The sequence below is a fragment of the Mesorhizobium sp. WSM4815 genome (assembly GCF_055811575.1).
The window spans coordinates 519,560-534,020 of sequence record NZ_JBVVQS010000102.1 but is presented as its reverse complement, the minus strand read 5'-3'; the positions used below and the strand labels follow the sequence as shown (position 1 = coordinate 534,020).

Genomic DNA, 14,461 nt, shown 5'->3' with positions numbered 1-14,461 from the left:
ATGGCCGAAACCAAGAAGACGCCTGAAGCCGGCTCCGAAGAGGCGATCCGCGCCTACAAGACGATCCTGTCGCAGGTCCTCGACCAGCGCCCGTCCGGCATGCGCCAGCGCCTCGCCGACGCGTTGGGCAAGCATCGCAGCTTCGTCACCCAGATTTCCAGCCCGGCCTACTCGATCCCGATCCCATCAAAACATTTGCCGGCTATTTTCGCCGTCTGCCATTTCAGCCCGGCCGAACGCGACCATTTTCTTGCCGCCTACCATCAGGCGCATCCGGGAAAAATGTCGCTGGCATCCGGCATGCGCAAGACGCGGCATGTTTCGCTCATCGTTCCCGATTTCGGCGACGACAAACAGAACGCGGCGCTCGACAGGGCGGTCAACGATTTCATCCAGAAGATCACCAGCATCGCCGGCAAGGGCGGGACATAGTCGCGCCACGTTCAGCTATTTCGGGAGAGACGGCCATGAAGAAGTTTCTGAATTCTGTGGACACGGTGCTGACCGAAAGCCTCGACGGCTTCGTTGCCGCCCATGCCGACATCCTTGCGCTTGGCGACCAGCATAAATTCGTGCGCCGCAGGACACTCAAGCCCGGCAAGGTGGCGCTGATTTCCGGGGGCGGCTCTGGCCACGAGCCGCTGCATGGCGGGCTGGTCGGGCATGGCATGCTGGATGCCGCCTGCCCCGGCCAGGTGTTCACCTCACCGACGCCGGACCAGATGATGGCGGCCGCGGAGGCGGTCAACACCGGTGCCGGCTGCCTGTTCATCGTCAAGAACTACGAGGGCGACGTGATGAATTTCGACATGGCTGCTGAAATGTCGGAGGGTGTGATGCAAGTGGTGACCAATGACGACGTCGCGGTCGAGAACTCCTCCTACACCACTGGCCGACGCGGCGTTGCCGGCACGCTGGTGGTCGAGAAGATCCTCGGCGCCGCGGCCGAGCAAGGCATGGCGCTGAAGCCGTTGAAGGCGCTTGGCGAACGCATCAATGGCGCGACGCGCTCGATGGGCGTTGCGCTGACCAGTTGCACCGTACCGGCCGCCGGCAGGCCGACCTTCGATATCGGCGACGGCGAGATGGAATTCGGCGTCGGCATCCATGGCGAACCCGGGCGCCGCCGCGACGCGTTGAAGAGCGCCGACGCCATCGCCGAGGAGATCTGCGCGGCGATATCTGGCGATCTCGGTGACAGGGCAAAAGGCCCGGCGCTGCTTTTCGTCAACGGCTTCGGCGGCACGCCGTTGATGGAGCTCTACCTGATGTACAACAGCGCCCGGAAAATCTTCGAGAAAAACGGCGTGACGGTCGCCCGCTCACTGGTCGGGTCCTATGTGACATCGCTCGACATGGCCGGCTGCTCGATCACGCTGACCATGCTCGACGATGAGACGACCGCATTGTGGGACGCACCGGTGCATACGGCTGCGCTGCGCCGGGGGATGTAGCACGGCCAACACCGCGCCACGGCTATAGGAACAGTATTAAGCAAGCAGGCGCTTTCTACGACCTGGCCGGTTGCGGCGATAAAGCGGCGGTCACGTCCATTTCGACCAAAGCGAGGTCGCCAAGACGAATTTGCACGTGCTTGCAAAAACAGCATACGCTATTTCCAAGGACAGAAACATTCCTGGGAGAAAGCTGGATGGCGTCACGCTACCACGAGGTCTATGACGGCTGGAAACGCGATCCGGAAAAATTCTGGGCGGATGCGGCCAAGGCCATCGACTGGTTCTCGCCGTTCGAAACGGTCTTCGATGCGAATGCCGGCGTCTATGGGCGCTGGTTTGGCGGCGCCTCCTGCAACACCTGCTTCAATGCCGTCGACCGCCACGTGGCGGGTGGCCGCGCCGATCAGATCGCGCTGATCCATGACAGCGCGATTTCCGGCACGGTCAGGAAATTCACCTATGCCGAATTGAAACGCGAGGTGGTCGCGCTGACGTCGGTGCTGAAGAACCGCGGCGTCCAAAAAGGCGATCGGGTCATCATCTACATGCCGATGGTGGCGGAAGCTGCGTTTGCCATGCTTGCCTGCGCCCGTATCGGCGCCGTGCATTCGGTCGTCTTCGGCGGCTTTGCTTCGCACGAGCTCGCCACGCGCATCGACGACGCTAGGCCGAAGCTGATCATTTCCGCCTCTTGCGGCCTGGAGCCCGGGCGCGTCGTCGCCTACAAGCCGCTGCTCGACAAGGCGATCGAGATGTCGCGGCACAAGCCCGAAGCCTGCCTCATCCTGCAGCGCGATCAGCTGCGCTGCGAGCTAAAGGAGAACCACGACATCGACTATGCCGACGCCGTCGCCCGCGAGCGGGCCGCGGGCGCCAATGTCGACTGCGTTCCGGTGCTCGCCACCGATCCGCTCTACATCATCTACACGTCCGGAACGACCGGCCAGCCCAAGGGCATCGTGCGCGACAATGGCGGCCACATGGTTGCGCTGAAATGGTCGATGGAGAACGAGTTCGGCGTCAAGCCGGGTGAGGTGTTCTGGGCGGCTTCCGACGTCGGCTGGGTGGTCGGCCATTCCTACATCGTCTACGGCCCGCTGCTGCATGGCTGCACGACCGTCCTGTTCGAGGGCAAGCCGGTCGGTACTCCCGACGCCGGCACCTACTGGCGGGTGATATCAGAGCATGGCGTGGTCGCGCTGTTCACCGCGCCGACCGCATTCCGCGCCATCAAGGGACAGGACCCCAAGGGCGAATTCGTCCCGAAATATGACCTGTCGAAATTCCGCACGCTGTTCCTCGCCGGCGAGCGCGCCGATCCGGAAACCATCAAATGGGCGGAGCAGAAATTGAACGTGCCGGTAATCGACCATTGGTGGCAGACCGAGACGGGCTCGCCGATGACGATCAACCCAGCCGGATTAGGGCTACTGCCGGTGAAATACGGCTCGCCCGGGGTGCCGATGCCCGGCTACGACATCCGTGTGCTCGACGATGCCGGCCACGAAGTGCCGCGCGGCACGTTGGGCAATGTCGTGGTCAAGCTGCCGCTGCCGGCCGGCTGCCTGCCGACGCTATGGAATGCCGATGACCGGTTTCGCCAAGCCTATCTCGACGAATTCCCCGGCTTCTACAAGACGGCGGATGCCGGCATGATGGACGAGGACGGCTATTTGTTCGTGATGGCCCGCACCGACGACATCATCAATGTCGCCGGCCACCGGCTGTCGACCGGCGCCATGGAGGAGGTGCTGGCCGCGCATCCGGACGTTGCCGAGTGCGCTGTCGTCGGCGTCGCAGATGCGATGAAGGGCCAGGTTCCGCTCGGCTTCGTCGTGCTGAATGCCGGTGTCACGCGTGACAGCGCCACTATTGAGACCGAGGTGGTCACGCTGGTGCGCGAGCGGATCGGCCCGGTCGCCGCCTTCAAGACGGTGGTCACGATCAAGCGCCTGCCCAAGACGCGCTCCGGCAAAATCCTGCGCGGCACCATGCAGAAGATTGCCGACAAGGAAGACTGGACAATGCCGGCGACCATCGACGATCCGGTCATTCTCGACGAAATCACCGCGGCGCTGAAGGGACGCGGAATCGGGCTTTAGCTGTTTTCGGCGCGCGGCAGGCGGATCGCGGCTTCGGACGAATTCACGAATTCATCCTGCACTGCAATCGTCTGTTGTGCAATGCAGCAATAGCCCTTAAACCTTTGCGTGGGGGGCCATTCCGAAGGCACGGCATGGCTCAGCAAAAAACAACATTCGGCGGCGTCGACATCCTGCGTTTTGTCGCCGCTGTCCTCGTGATGTTCTACCACTACGGCTTCTGGGTGTGGGCGTTCCCCGAGGGCGTTTCGGCGCGTGCGACGGGCGGCATCCCGCCGCATCCGGAAATAGGCGGACTGGTCCAATTCGGATGGGTCGGCGTCCAGATATTCTTCGTCATCAGCGGCTTCGTCATCGCCTTCAGCGCCGAGCATTCGACACCGCTGCGGTTTTTCGAGGCAAGGGTGAAACGATTGGCGCCGGCCGTCTGGATCTGCGCACCAGTCACCGCGATGGTGCTGCTTCTGGTCGATCTCAGTTGGCCGACGGACGCTGTCACCACGCTCATACGCACCGCCCTGTTCGTTCCGTTCAACCCCTGGGTCGACAGCGTCTACTGGACGCTCGGCATCGAGATCGCCTTTTATGCCATCGTCTGGATCCTGCTGCGGCTCGGCCGCTTCGACCTGATGGAAGCGGTGGCAGTTGCGCTCGGCGCGATCAGCACGCTTTTCTGGTGCCTGTACTATCCATTCGACTGGACGGACCTTGCCGAGGCGCGCTGGCTCGACCTGCTCCTGGTGCATCACGGATGTTTTTTCGCGACAGGTGTGCTGTTCTGGCTGATGCGTTTCAAGGCAGTGACCCCCGCCCGCCTTGTCTTCTGCGCCTTGTTCCTGGCCGGCGGCGTGCTGCAGATCATAAGTGCTGTCGACGTCCGCAGCATCAAGGTCGAAGCCGCGATGCCCTACGGGCCGCCGATCGTCCTGTTCCTCGCTGCCATGGCGCTGATGGCGTGGTCGTTACGGCTCGACCTGTCCTGGCGCGGCTGGCGCCGGATCGGCCTGATGACCTACCCTCTCTATCTGATCCATAATGTCGTCGGCGCAGCCATTCTCGGCGCCTTGATGCGTGCGGGAGTGCCATACCTGCTTTCGGTGGTCATCGTCGGGGCGACCATGATCGCCGCGAGCTGGCTGATTGCGATCGAGGCCGAACCGCGCATCCGGCTTCTGCTCGACCACACCATCTTCCGCTACCGTCTAAAGGCGGCGTAACGCGCCAGCGTTGTCACGCCGGTTCCTGGCTGCAAACGTCCTACGGTGGAATGTCCGGCACAAAGCAGGGTGCGGACGCTTTTGCGCGACCCGTCGCGGCTCGGCGACCTGATCAAGCGAGGAAATCGACCGGCACCCTAAGGAACGTCATTCGCCACCGACCCTACCGGCTCGTGTACAGGCTGCCGGTCGTGGTCTGTTCGAGGGGCATTCGTCTTCGCTCACGACGGCCTCAGCCCGGTGTCGGCCTGACGGCGGAAGACGACGATCTGCCGGTCCTACAGACCGGCCTCAGCTGTTCACCTTCGTCCGAGCTTCCGACTTCTCCAGATAGTATGACGAATATCTGTCGAAGAATTTTTCCGAGCCGCCGATCGATCCATACTTCGCCAGCTTCTTCAAATCGACCTTGTTGAGGACCACGCCGACGATCTTGTTGGCGATATAGGATTCCGAACTCAATATGGATTGCACCATCGCACGCGGCGTACGCCCCCACTCGGTCACGAGCACGAAGCCGTCGGCAAGCGGAGCAAAGGCCTTGGCATCGACCACGGGGCCGAGCGGCGGCAGATCGACGACGATGTACTGGAAGGTCTCCTTGGCATTGTCGATGAAACGCCGCATCCCGGCCGACGACAGAAGCTCGCTTGTGTGCGAGAAATGACCGCGCGGTACGGCGGGGACGATCGCCAGCTTGGTCTGCCGGTCGATCTTGCCGACGGACTGCCAGGTCTGCCCGCTCACCACCGCTTCCATCAGGCCTTGCTCGGCTTCCATGCCAAGGCTGCGGCTGAGGCCGGGGTTACGCAGGTCGCCGTCCACCAGCAGCGTTTTCGACCCGTTGGCGGCAAGCAATCCAGCCAGATTCGCCGCCACGGTCGACTTGCCCTCGCCGGGAAGGACCGAGATCACGCCGATGACCCGGCTGCCTTGCCCTTCCATCACCACGTCGAAGGCAATCTTGGCGCTGCGCAGCGTCTCGGAAAACATCGATGCCGGGGCGTCGATGCTCACCCGCATGCGCGCGCGTCTTTCAGCCGCCGATGGTGATTGGGCGGATTTGATATCCGCCTGACCGTCATCGCGCTTGTCGTCCTTGGCGACCTTGCTGCCAATGATCGGCAGGTAGCCAAGGAATTTGAGGCCGACGCGATCGCGAACGTCTTCGCCGGTCCTGAAGAACCGCTCCCTGAACTCATTCAGGCCACCAACCCCGGCTCCCAACATCACGCCAAGCACGAGCGAAAGTCCCAGCACTATGGACGTGCGCGGGGTTGCCGCGGACTTCGGCAGCGTCGCGTCCGAGATGACGCGGATCTTGCCGACCGGGAAGGACTGCTGCTGGGAGGCTTCCTCGTAGCGGCCAAGGAACGTTTGATAGAGCGTCGAGAGCGCCGTTGCCTTCTGCTCCAGTTCGCGCAGCTTGACCTGCGACTGGTTATCGATGGAACTCTTGCCAGCCGCTAACGCGACATTTGCACGGAGCGCCGTCTCGCGCGCGAGAGCGACTTCGTATTCGTTGCGGTAGCTTTCGGTCAATTGCTTCAGCTCGCCGAATATCTGCGCCGATATGTCGGCCCTTTCCTTGGCAAGTGCGACCGCCTGGGGATGCTCAGCCCCGAAATTGGCTTCGATATCCTGCTGCCGCTTGGCGACAGTGAGATAGCGGGTCTTGAGCGTTGAAATGATCGAGTTGCTCGGCTGGTCGGCGGATATCGCGGCGTCCCTGAATGCGTTGTCCGAACCGCTTTCGACGATCGACTTGTATTGCTGGTAGCGGGCGCTGGCGCGGGCGGTGTCGGCCTGCGCCTCAATGAGCTGGCCATTGAGGTCCGACAGTTGCTTGTCACTGATCAACTGGCCGTCATCGACGGCCAGCCCATGTTCGGCCCTGAACTTCTCGACGGCGAGCGCCGCTGCCTGGGAGCTTTCGCGAAGCTCCGTCAGCCGACCTTGCAGCCAGACCGCCGCCCGCTCGGTCGCATCAAAGCTCGCATCGAGCTGATCGGCGAGATAGGCGTCGGCATAGCCTTTAGTAACCGCGGTCGCAAGTGCGGGGTCCGTGGCCTGGTAGGCGATGGAGATCACATAGCTGCGACCGATGCGCTCGGCTTGCACCTCGTCCTGCAGTTTGAGGATTGCGTAATCGCGCCGCGACGAGGCAATCATCGCGTCACGCGTCGCCGGGTCAAGCTGAGTAACGTCGGCCGTACCCACGGCGGGATTGGGACGGAAATACCGGACCACGCCGCGCACAAAACCGGCAGCCTTCGACACGGCCGACGTCGGAGGGTTCATGAAAGCGTCGTTCTGATCGAGCTTCTGCTTGTCGACGACCACCGCCGCCAGTCTCGCCGAGTGGAGTATTTCGATCTGGCTCAGAATGGCGGAGTCGGTCTGCATGCTGACCGACGCCGCCGAGACCTCGTCAACGACCTTGTTCAATCCTTCGTCGATCAGCACACGGCTCGTCGCCATGTAGGTGGGAGGCGTGGTCTGCAAATAGAGCACGCCCAGAAAAAGTCCGATGGCAGCGCATGCCGCAACCACCTTTGCCTGCCTTGCTGCCATGCCGAGCAGGCGCTCGACATCGATGAAATCGTCGGCGCTGACTGGGTCCGAACTCGGCAATGGTTTCCTCTTGTCGAGAGGAAAATTGGCATAATTCATCTTCGGTCCAATTCAAGTTTGCATCTAGAGCGGCGGTCTCTCAAGTCGAACGCGCCGCCGCTCTATTTTTGTTTGAGCCGCGGATCCCAAAGCCTGTCTCCACTCGGGTCCGCTGCTCTCGTTTGCAGGCGCTAGAGCGGGAGCATCAGCATATGCCCAACGCAAGCTTCATGCCAGCCACCGCGGGACCTGGGCAATCAAACCTATCGGCATGTCTTGCGTCACCATTCATATGCTTGCTCCCAAAAATGGGCTTTATGCGGCTTCCACCCGGCGCTCATGCAACCGGACGAACTCCTGAAGCATCTCGAAGATCGGTCCCTTCATGTCGTCGCGCGCCAGCGCGAAGGCGACATTGGCCTGGATGAACCCTTCCTTCGAGCCACAATCGAACATCCGGCCGTTGAAGGGCTGCGCGAAGAAAGCCTGGCTTTGCGCAAGGCGGACCATGGCGTCGGTCAGTTGGATCTCATTGCCGGCGCCGCGCTGCTGATTGCCGAGCAGCCCGAATATTTCAGGCTGCAGGATATAGCGGCCGTTGATGTAGTAGTTCGACGGCGCATTCGCCGGAGCCGGCTTTTCGACCATGGCGGTGACCTCGAAGCCCGAGCCGACATCGGCGCCGCAGCCGACGATGCCGTATTTGCTCGTCTCGGTCGGGTCGCAGCGCTCGACGGCGATGACGTTTCCCCCGGTCTGCGCATAGAGGTCCGCAATTTCAGCGAGACATCCGCGACCGCCGAAGGACACCATGTCCGGTAACAGCAATGCGAAGGGCTCATCGCCGATGACTTCCCGGGCGCACCATACCGCATGGCCGAGACCTTGCGGTGACTGCTGCCGGATGAAGCTCGTCGCACCAGCCACGGGAAGCAGGCTTTCCAGCGCCTGAAGCTGCGCCGTCTTGCCGGTCTGCTCCAAAGTTCCGATCAATTCTGGATGGAGGTCGAAATAATCCTCGATGACCGCCTTGTTTCGGCCCGTCACGAAGACAATGTGCTCGATGCCGGCTTCGAACGCCTCGTCCACCGCATATTGCACGACAGGCCTGTCGACGACCGGCAGCATTTCCTTCGGCATCGACTTGGTCGCCGGCAGGAATCGCGTTCCAAGCCCCGCTACCGGTATGACTGCCTTCCTGACTTTCTTCATTGCATATTCCTTCTGAGGAGATCGACTTCAACCTGTCGCAGGCCGCGAAAACTATTTTTCAGCTGCCTGCACCCTTCACCTCCCCCGCACCCACGGCAAATTGCGCCGCCAACCTTCGCAGCCGAACGGCGATCGGCATGCCCATATGCCAAACCGCCGCCGGATCGCTGAGCGCCGTCCACACCGCCTTGAGTGGGGATCGCGCCTTGATGTGCTGGACCAGAGAAAGGAAAGACGCCGCCTTGCGCAGGCTGCGCGTGCGCCTTGCGAAAGCGGCTGCGGCCTTTGCGTCCATCGAATGGGCTCTGGCGAAAACGAGGTCGGCCTTACGCATCGACTCGACGTGATGAAGTTCGAGCACGCGGGAAATGGAGCCGGTCCGGATATGGTAGACATAGCCGGTCGTCGGCTCGACCACGCACTTGCCGCCCTTGGCCAGAGCACTGGCCAGCAGGATGTAGTCCTCGCCGATGATCAGGCTTTCGTCATAGCGAAGCCCGTTTTCGTTCAGAAACCGGCGCTGGAAGATCGGTTTGAGATAACCGAGATTGAACCTGGATTCGAAGACCACATTGCCGGCAATATAGTCCGCCAGCGAGATTTCACTCAAACCCTCGAGATAGTCGGCCGGGAACATCGTCTCTTCGGCAACACCGTCCTCGCGAACCACCTGGAGATTGTCGACTGCGATCGCGGCGCCCGCTTTCTCGGCGCGGTCAATCATGGTGCAGATCCGCCCGGGATAGACCGCGTCGTCGGAATCGAGGACCGCCACCCACCTGCCGCGGGCAAGCTCAAGGCCGACATTCCTGGCGCCGCCTGGACCGCGGTTTTGCTCAAGTGCGACGACGCGGACGATGCCTTCGGGGTAGGATCGCGCCAGATCGAGCGTCCGGTCGCGCGACTGGTCGTCGACGACGATCACCTCCACGCTCACATCGCGCTGGGCGATGGCGCTGGCGATCGCCCGCTCGATGGTCAGCTCCGAATTGTAGGCGGCAATGACAAAGGTGACGTCAGGCTGCACGCTTGCCCCCTTCCTGCGGCGAGGGCAGGCCGTATTGGCGGATTTCACGCACGCCGACAAGACCGCTCACGACGCCGACATGCATGATGCCGCGAAGCACGCTGCGGTTCCTGCGCACGGGACTGATGGCGACCGGGATTGCCGATGCGAAACAAAAAACCGCCTTTGCCGAGGCGAGGCCGACTTGCCTGACCAACGCGAGGCCATGCGCGTCGCGCCCCAGCAGGTGCCCATGCGTCTGCCCGACGCGGAACCGGCGGCGACGGAGCCAGTCGAAAGCCGCCCTGGCGCGCGGCACCACTTCATCGACCCAGGCCTGCGGCGAAAAGGCGATGCGACCGCCGGCCTTGACCATATGGTCGAAGAATTCGGTGTCCTCGCCACCGGTCTGACCACGCGCCAGGCTGAATCGCCGGCCGCGGAGGCTGTCGGCGCCCATCCTGAGCAGGACGTTGCAGGTGTAGCCGGTGCGGATCTCGCCGCCCACCCAGACGGGCAAGGTGGAGTGAAAATCGCCGCGGCGCATCCAGTTGGGCGCATCCGGCCGATAGCGCGCCCGCACTGGCCCGAGCACGGCGGCAGCGCCACTCAAGTCCGCCGTCGCAACCAGTTCGGCGAGCCATCTGGACGATGCCGTTTCGTCATCGTCGAGGAAGGCGACGAAATCCGCCGTGCTGGCGTCGAGGCAGGCATTGCGGGCGATCGAGATGTTGCGTGCCGGGCAATGACGATAGCTGATCGGCAGCTTCAGCGTCTCCGCCAGCGTCGCCACCAGCAGTTCGGCCGTTGGCCCGTCATCATTGTCGGCGACGATGACGCGGATGTCGAATCCCGAAGGCACGTCCAGGGCGGCTACCGAGCGAAGCGTGTCGGCAAGCTCCGGCCGCCTAAACGTGCAGACGCAGACGTCGACGCTGCGGTTTTTTTCGGCCACACCCATCACGCCACCCTTCTACGTTGCAATCGCGGTCCAAGCAGTTGCAGCCAGAAACCGACGGACCAGCCGAAATGCATGACCATCGCCGAAATCCCGGCAAGGGCGCTGTCCGGATTGCGCTGGCTGATCGCAATCCACACGCCATAGCCGAGACAAACCGACGCCCACACCAGAATCGGCATGACTGCCAGCCAATGCACGAAGAAAAAGGCAGAGAGAAGGACGACAGGGAACACCAGGAGCGGCACCATCTGCCGGACCTTCGGTATCATGCGGTGCTTGAGAACGTTCTTTGCCCGGCCGCGGCCATAGCCGAGATACTGGAAATAGAGGCCGGCGAGCGACGAGCGCGGGTAATAGATCATTTGCGTCTTGCCGCTCATCCAGATCCGGTAGCCGGCCTTGCGCAGCCGGTAGTCGAACTCCGCATCCTCGTTGTGGCTGAACGTCTCGTCATAGCCGCCCACCGCCTTGAACGCCGAAATCCGCATCAGCGCATGGTGACCGTGGTCGACCCACTCTCCCGCCGAGAGATGCCGGTGCTTGGAGCCGCCCGTGCCGAGCTTGGAATTCTGTGCAGCCGCAACCGCGTTCTGCACTGTGCCGCTGCCGCTGGTCAGCATCGAGACGACGACCGAATCGGCGCCGGTGGCCAGCGCCTCTTCGATCAGCCGATCGCAATAATCCGGAGGGTAGCCGCCATGCGCGTCGATGCGAATGAAATATTCAGCCCCATCGCCGTACCTGGCGATGGCGAGATTGATCGCCGCGCTCTGGAGGCGCTTTTCATTGTCAAGAAGGATGATCCTAGGATCCTTCCTGGCGATCTCCTCGACGATCGCCCTGGTGCCGTCCGTGCTACCGCCATCGGCAACGATGATCCGGGCGCCGAGCCTTTCGGCGGCCGGTCGAAGCTCGTGAACAAGCGCACCGATGTGAGCCGCTTCGTTCAGGCACGGAATCACGATCAGGTTGGACGGCATTTCGGTCTGCATCATCGGCCCATGTCCTTCCCTAGCCATCCTAAGCCAGTGCCTCGGCAGCATATGAACCGGGCGCGACCGTCAACCCGCGAAGCTTCTCGACGAGCGCCCGGCAATCGCTGCGATCGTGGCTCCAGATTCGCGGATTGCGGGCAAGAACACGCGCCCGCAATTTCCCGAAACGATGCTCCTCCAACTCGCCCAAGGCAGCCTCGAGTGCCTCGGGAGTGGCTTGAGGCAAGAGAACACCGATTCCCTGCTGGTCGAGGAACCGGCCGGTTTCGGTGTGGCCCATCGAGATCGGCACGGCGCCGAAGCGGCAGCCCTCGTAGAGGCGGTTGGGCAGCAGCCATTCAGAATTCAGCCCCTGCTCGAAAAAATCGATGGCCCAGGAAAAATGAACCTCACGGTAGATCGTCGCCATATCTTCGGGATTCCGATAGGGTCCGCCAAACGAGAGCCAGGGCTCAGATTCGACGAAACCGTGGAAATCCGGAAATTCGGAAAGCGCCGGACGGCCCCTGAGGATGATTTCGAAGCGGCCCTCGTGTCGCCGGGAAAATTCGGCCAGCAGTTCCAGGGAGCGGCGGCATCGGAGCGCGCCGAACCAGCCGATCCGCCAAGGCGGAGCGACGGGCTCCGCCGCCGTGCGATCATTCAGCGAAACGGCGGCAGGCTCGAAATATTTGTTTTCGAGCAGTTCGACCGGCGCGGCAATCTGCCCGAACGGCTTGAAATAGTTTGCGATGAAGGCCGGCGAACTGGTGACCAGCAGCTTTACATCCCTGGCCAGATAGCGCTCCGCGCCGCGCATCGCCTTGCCCAGAAAATCGTCGCGAAGCATCAGGCGATGGATGTCGAGACACTCATAGACGATCGGCACGGTTGCCTGGAATGCCGATTTGGCACGCCGGGCAAGCGCCAGCATTTCCAGATTGCGCGCGATGATGAGGTCGGGTCTGGGCATCGAACCGAGTGTCGACCCGATCGAAACCGCCGCCTTGGTGACCGCTGCCAGCCGCTGGGCGAATCGCCCATCGCGCGTTGCGCCAAGATCGATCGGATGCAAGCCCTCGACCTCGGCGATCGGGCTTGCTGACCGGCGAAAGCCTGCCAGTGTGACCTGGGCACCGCCTGCCTTGAGCATTATGATCCGCCGGCGCACTGCCGGATCGGAGACGTCGTGCACCAAGTACAAGACATGCAGCATGAAAAACTCGACCGCTGTTGGCCCGCCCGAAAGAATCCTAGTACAGCTCGTGCTGCATCGCAACATTTTTGGTGCAGCGTAGCAAAAATCAATGTTTTTTGTTGCGCTGCAATATTATTGCCGTAGTTTGATGGTGGCATCGGGCATCGGCCGGGACTCCGGGACCGGCACGAAAATCAGGGACCCTGAATTTGCAAGCCAATGCATTCGACCCGCCAGAGGGCTCTCTCCGCAGATCGGTCGGACGCGGCGCTATCATTACGGCTTTGGCGCAATCGGTGCGGGTTGCGACGCAGATCGTCTCCGTCATCGTGCTGTCGCGCCTGCTCTCGCCCCAGGACTTCGGCGTCGTGGCGATGTGCGCGCCTGTGCTGGCGTTCATCGCGCTGTTCCAGGATTTCGGCCTGACCCAGGCGACGGTTCAGAAAAGCGGAATCAAGCATGAAGAGGTCAATTACCTGTTCTGGGTCAATGTCGCGGTTAGCGCATTGCTCGCCTGCGTGCTTGCCGGCGCGGCGCCTCTGGTCGCCGCCTTCTATGGCGAACCGCGGGTGTCTGGTCTGGTGGCAGCACTCGGGCTGCAGATCATAGCCTATGGGCTGGGCGCCCAGCATCTGGCGCTGCTGACACGCCGAATGCAGTTCGCCCGCTTGGCCATCATCGACGTCGCAAGTGCCATTGCCGGCCTAGCCGTATCGATCGCCTGGACTTTCATCGACCGTTCCTACTGGGCGCTTTTTGCCGGCACCCTGACAGCAGCCGTACTGCCCACGCTTTGCTACTGGGCAAACTCGCGATGGCGCCCCAGCCTGCCGCGCAAGGTCAACGGCATTAGCGAGCTGATCAATTTCGGCGCCGGCATCACCGGGTTCAACTTCGCCAACTTCTTTGCCCGAAATCTCGACAATGTGCTGATCGGAAAATACTGGGGCGAAGCGCAGCTTGGACTCTATGACCGCGCCTACAAGCTGCTTCTGTTTCCGTTGAGCCAGATCACCAATCCGCTGTCGAAGGTCATGGTGCCGGCTCTTTCCAGGCTGAAGGACGAGCCGGATCGCTACCGCAGCGCTTATCTTCGCGTCATGCCGCTGATATTGCTGGTCGCACTTCCGGGTGTCGCCTTCGCCATCGCCATGGCCGACGTGCTGATACCGTTCGTGCTCGGCGAGCAGTGGCGGCAGAGTTCCAGCATCTTCCTGGCGCTCGGTTTTGCCGGTCTGCTGCAGCCGCTCAACAACCCGGCGGGATGGCTTTTCATCAGCCAGGGCCGCTCGGGCGATTTCATGCGCTGGGGCATCATAACAGCCTTGACGTCGGTGCTGGCCTTCCTGATCGGCCTGCCCTATGGCGCGCTGGGCGTGGCGATCGCCTATGCGGTCAGCGAGTATCTCAGAACGCCTTTTCTGTGGCTGTATATCGGAAAGACCGGGCCGCTGCGGGCAAGCCATATGCTTCGCGCGGCAACGCCCTTCGTGCTTGGCGCGCATCTGGCGCTTGCCGCGATCTGGTTCGCCAAGCCGTTGCTGCCGCAACAGCACATCTTCGCGATGGCGAGCGCGGTGGCGCTGTCCTACATGATCACGGTCATGACCGCGCTGGCGTTTGCTTCCGGCCGCGAGGCGTTGCGGGAGGCCTTAAAACTGCTGCCGGCGCGGGCGCCTAAGGCCGCACCAAGCGAGGCGAAGTAACTTGCACGGACATCC

General features: G+C 62.3%; 11 protein-coding genes. 5 read left to right on the top strand and 6 right to left on the bottom strand.

Going from position 1 to position 14,461, the window contains the following annotated elements; all coding sequences use genetic code 11:
- The 4 genes from AC0L2B_RS31320 to AC0L2B_RS31305 all read left to right on the top strand — a co-directional run bounded on the left by AC0L2B_RS31320 (position 1) and on the right by AC0L2B_RS31305 (position 4,776).
- Positions 1-432 carry a hypothetical protein gene (locus AC0L2B_RS31320; RefSeq protein WP_023796729.1) on the top strand — a complete coding sequence of 144 codons (432 nt, stop codon included), beginning with the start codon at positions 1-3 and terminating at the stop codon, positions 430-432.
- A gap of 35 nt (positions 433-467) precedes the next feature.
- Entirely contained in the window at positions 468-1,454 is a 987-nt protein-coding gene (dhaK, locus tag AC0L2B_RS31315; protein WP_473748105.1) for a dihydroxyacetone kinase subunit DhaK, read from the top strand.
- A gap of 197 nt (positions 1,455-1,651) precedes the next feature.
- A complete protein-coding gene (locus AC0L2B_RS31310; protein ID WP_473748104.1) occupies positions 1,652-3,559 on the top strand; it encodes a propionyl-CoA synthetase in 1,908 nt (635 codons plus the stop codon).
- Positions 3,560-3,693: 134 nt separating this feature from the next.
- Positions 3,694-4,776: an acyltransferase family protein gene (locus AC0L2B_RS31305; protein ID WP_287290275.1), complete on the top strand. Its 1,083-nt coding sequence runs from the start codon at positions 3,694-3,696 to the stop codon at positions 4,774-4,776.
- A 291-nt stretch (positions 4,777-5,067) separates the two neighbouring features.
- On the opposite strand, the gene AC0L2B_RS31300 is transcribed toward AC0L2B_RS31305, so the two are convergent.
- From AC0L2B_RS31300 to AC0L2B_RS31275, 6 genes are all read right to left on the bottom strand, one after another.
- Positions 5,068-7,449 (bottom strand): polysaccharide biosynthesis tyrosine autokinase, encoded by a 2,382-nt coding sequence (locus AC0L2B_RS31300; protein ID WP_473748103.1) that lies wholly within the window; start codon positions 7,447-7,449, stop codon positions 5,068-5,070.
- A gap of 255 nt (positions 7,450-7,704) precedes the next feature.
- A complete protein-coding gene (locus tag AC0L2B_RS31295) occupies positions 7,705-8,601 on the bottom strand; it encodes a UTP--glucose-1-phosphate uridylyltransferase (RefSeq protein ID WP_023796734.1) in 897 nt (298 codons plus the stop codon).
- Positions 8,602-8,659: 58 nt separating this feature from the next.
- Complete coding sequence (locus AC0L2B_RS31290) at positions 8,660-9,628, bottom strand: glycosyltransferase family 2 protein (RefSeq protein ID WP_473748102.1); 969 nt, start codon at positions 9,626-9,628, stop codon at positions 8,660-8,662.
- A complete protein-coding gene (locus AC0L2B_RS31285) occupies positions 9,618-10,568 on the bottom strand; it encodes a glycosyltransferase family 2 protein (protein ID WP_473748101.1) in 951 nt (316 codons plus the stop codon). The genes AC0L2B_RS31290 and AC0L2B_RS31285 overlap by 11 nt, the downstream gene beginning before the upstream one ends.
- A complete protein-coding gene (locus AC0L2B_RS31280; RefSeq protein WP_473748273.1) occupies positions 10,568-11,560 on the bottom strand; it encodes a glycosyltransferase family 2 protein in 993 nt (330 codons plus the stop codon). Before AC0L2B_RS31280 ends, AC0L2B_RS31285 begins: the two co-directional genes overlap by 1 nt.
- Before the next feature lie 28 nt (positions 11,561-11,588).
- On the bottom strand, positions 11,589-12,758 hold the full coding sequence (locus tag AC0L2B_RS31275) for a glycosyltransferase family protein (protein WP_473748100.1): 1,170 nt from the start codon (positions 12,756-12,758) through the stop codon (positions 11,589-11,591).
- 191 nt (positions 12,759-12,949) lie between these two features.
- On the opposite strand from AC0L2B_RS31275, the gene AC0L2B_RS31270 reads away from it, so the two are divergent.
- Entirely contained in the window at positions 12,950-14,446 is a 1,497-nt protein-coding gene (locus AC0L2B_RS31270) for a lipopolysaccharide biosynthesis protein (RefSeq protein WP_091592810.1), read from the top strand.
- The last annotated feature ends 15 nt before the right edge of the window (positions 14,447-14,461 follow it).

Coding starts and splice junctions, on each gene's coding strand:
- AC0L2B_RS31320 (WP_023796729.1), top strand. CDS start 1: ATGGCCGAAACCAAGAAGACGCCTGAAGCCGGCTCCGAAGAGGCGATC.
- dhaK (WP_473748105.1), top strand. CDS start 468: ATGAAGAAGTTTCTGAATTCTGTGGACACGGTGCTGACCGAAAGCCTC.
- AC0L2B_RS31310 (WP_473748104.1), top strand. CDS start 1,652: ATGGCGTCACGCTACCACGAGGTCTATGACGGCTGGAAACGCGATCCG.
- AC0L2B_RS31305 (WP_287290275.1), top strand. CDS start 3,694: ATGGCTCAGCAAAAAACAACATTCGGCGGCGTCGACATCCTGCGTTTT.
- AC0L2B_RS31300 (WP_473748103.1), bottom strand. CDS start 7,449: ATGAATTATGCCAATTTTCCTCTCGACAAGAGGAAACCATTGCCGAGT.
- AC0L2B_RS31295 (WP_023796734.1), bottom strand. CDS start 8,601: ATGAAGAAAGTCAGGAAGGCAGTCATACCGGTAGCGGGGCTTGGAACG.
- AC0L2B_RS31285 (WP_473748101.1), bottom strand. CDS start 10,568: ATGGGTGTGGCCGAAAAAAACCGCAGCGTCGACGTCTGCGTCTGCACG.
- AC0L2B_RS31280 (WP_473748273.1), bottom strand. CDS start 11,560: ATGCAGACCGAAATGCCGTCCAACCTGATCGTGATTCCGTGCCTGAAC.
- AC0L2B_RS31275 (WP_473748100.1), bottom strand. CDS start 12,758: ATGCTGCATGTCTTGTACTTGGTGCACGACGTCTCCGATCCGGCAGTG.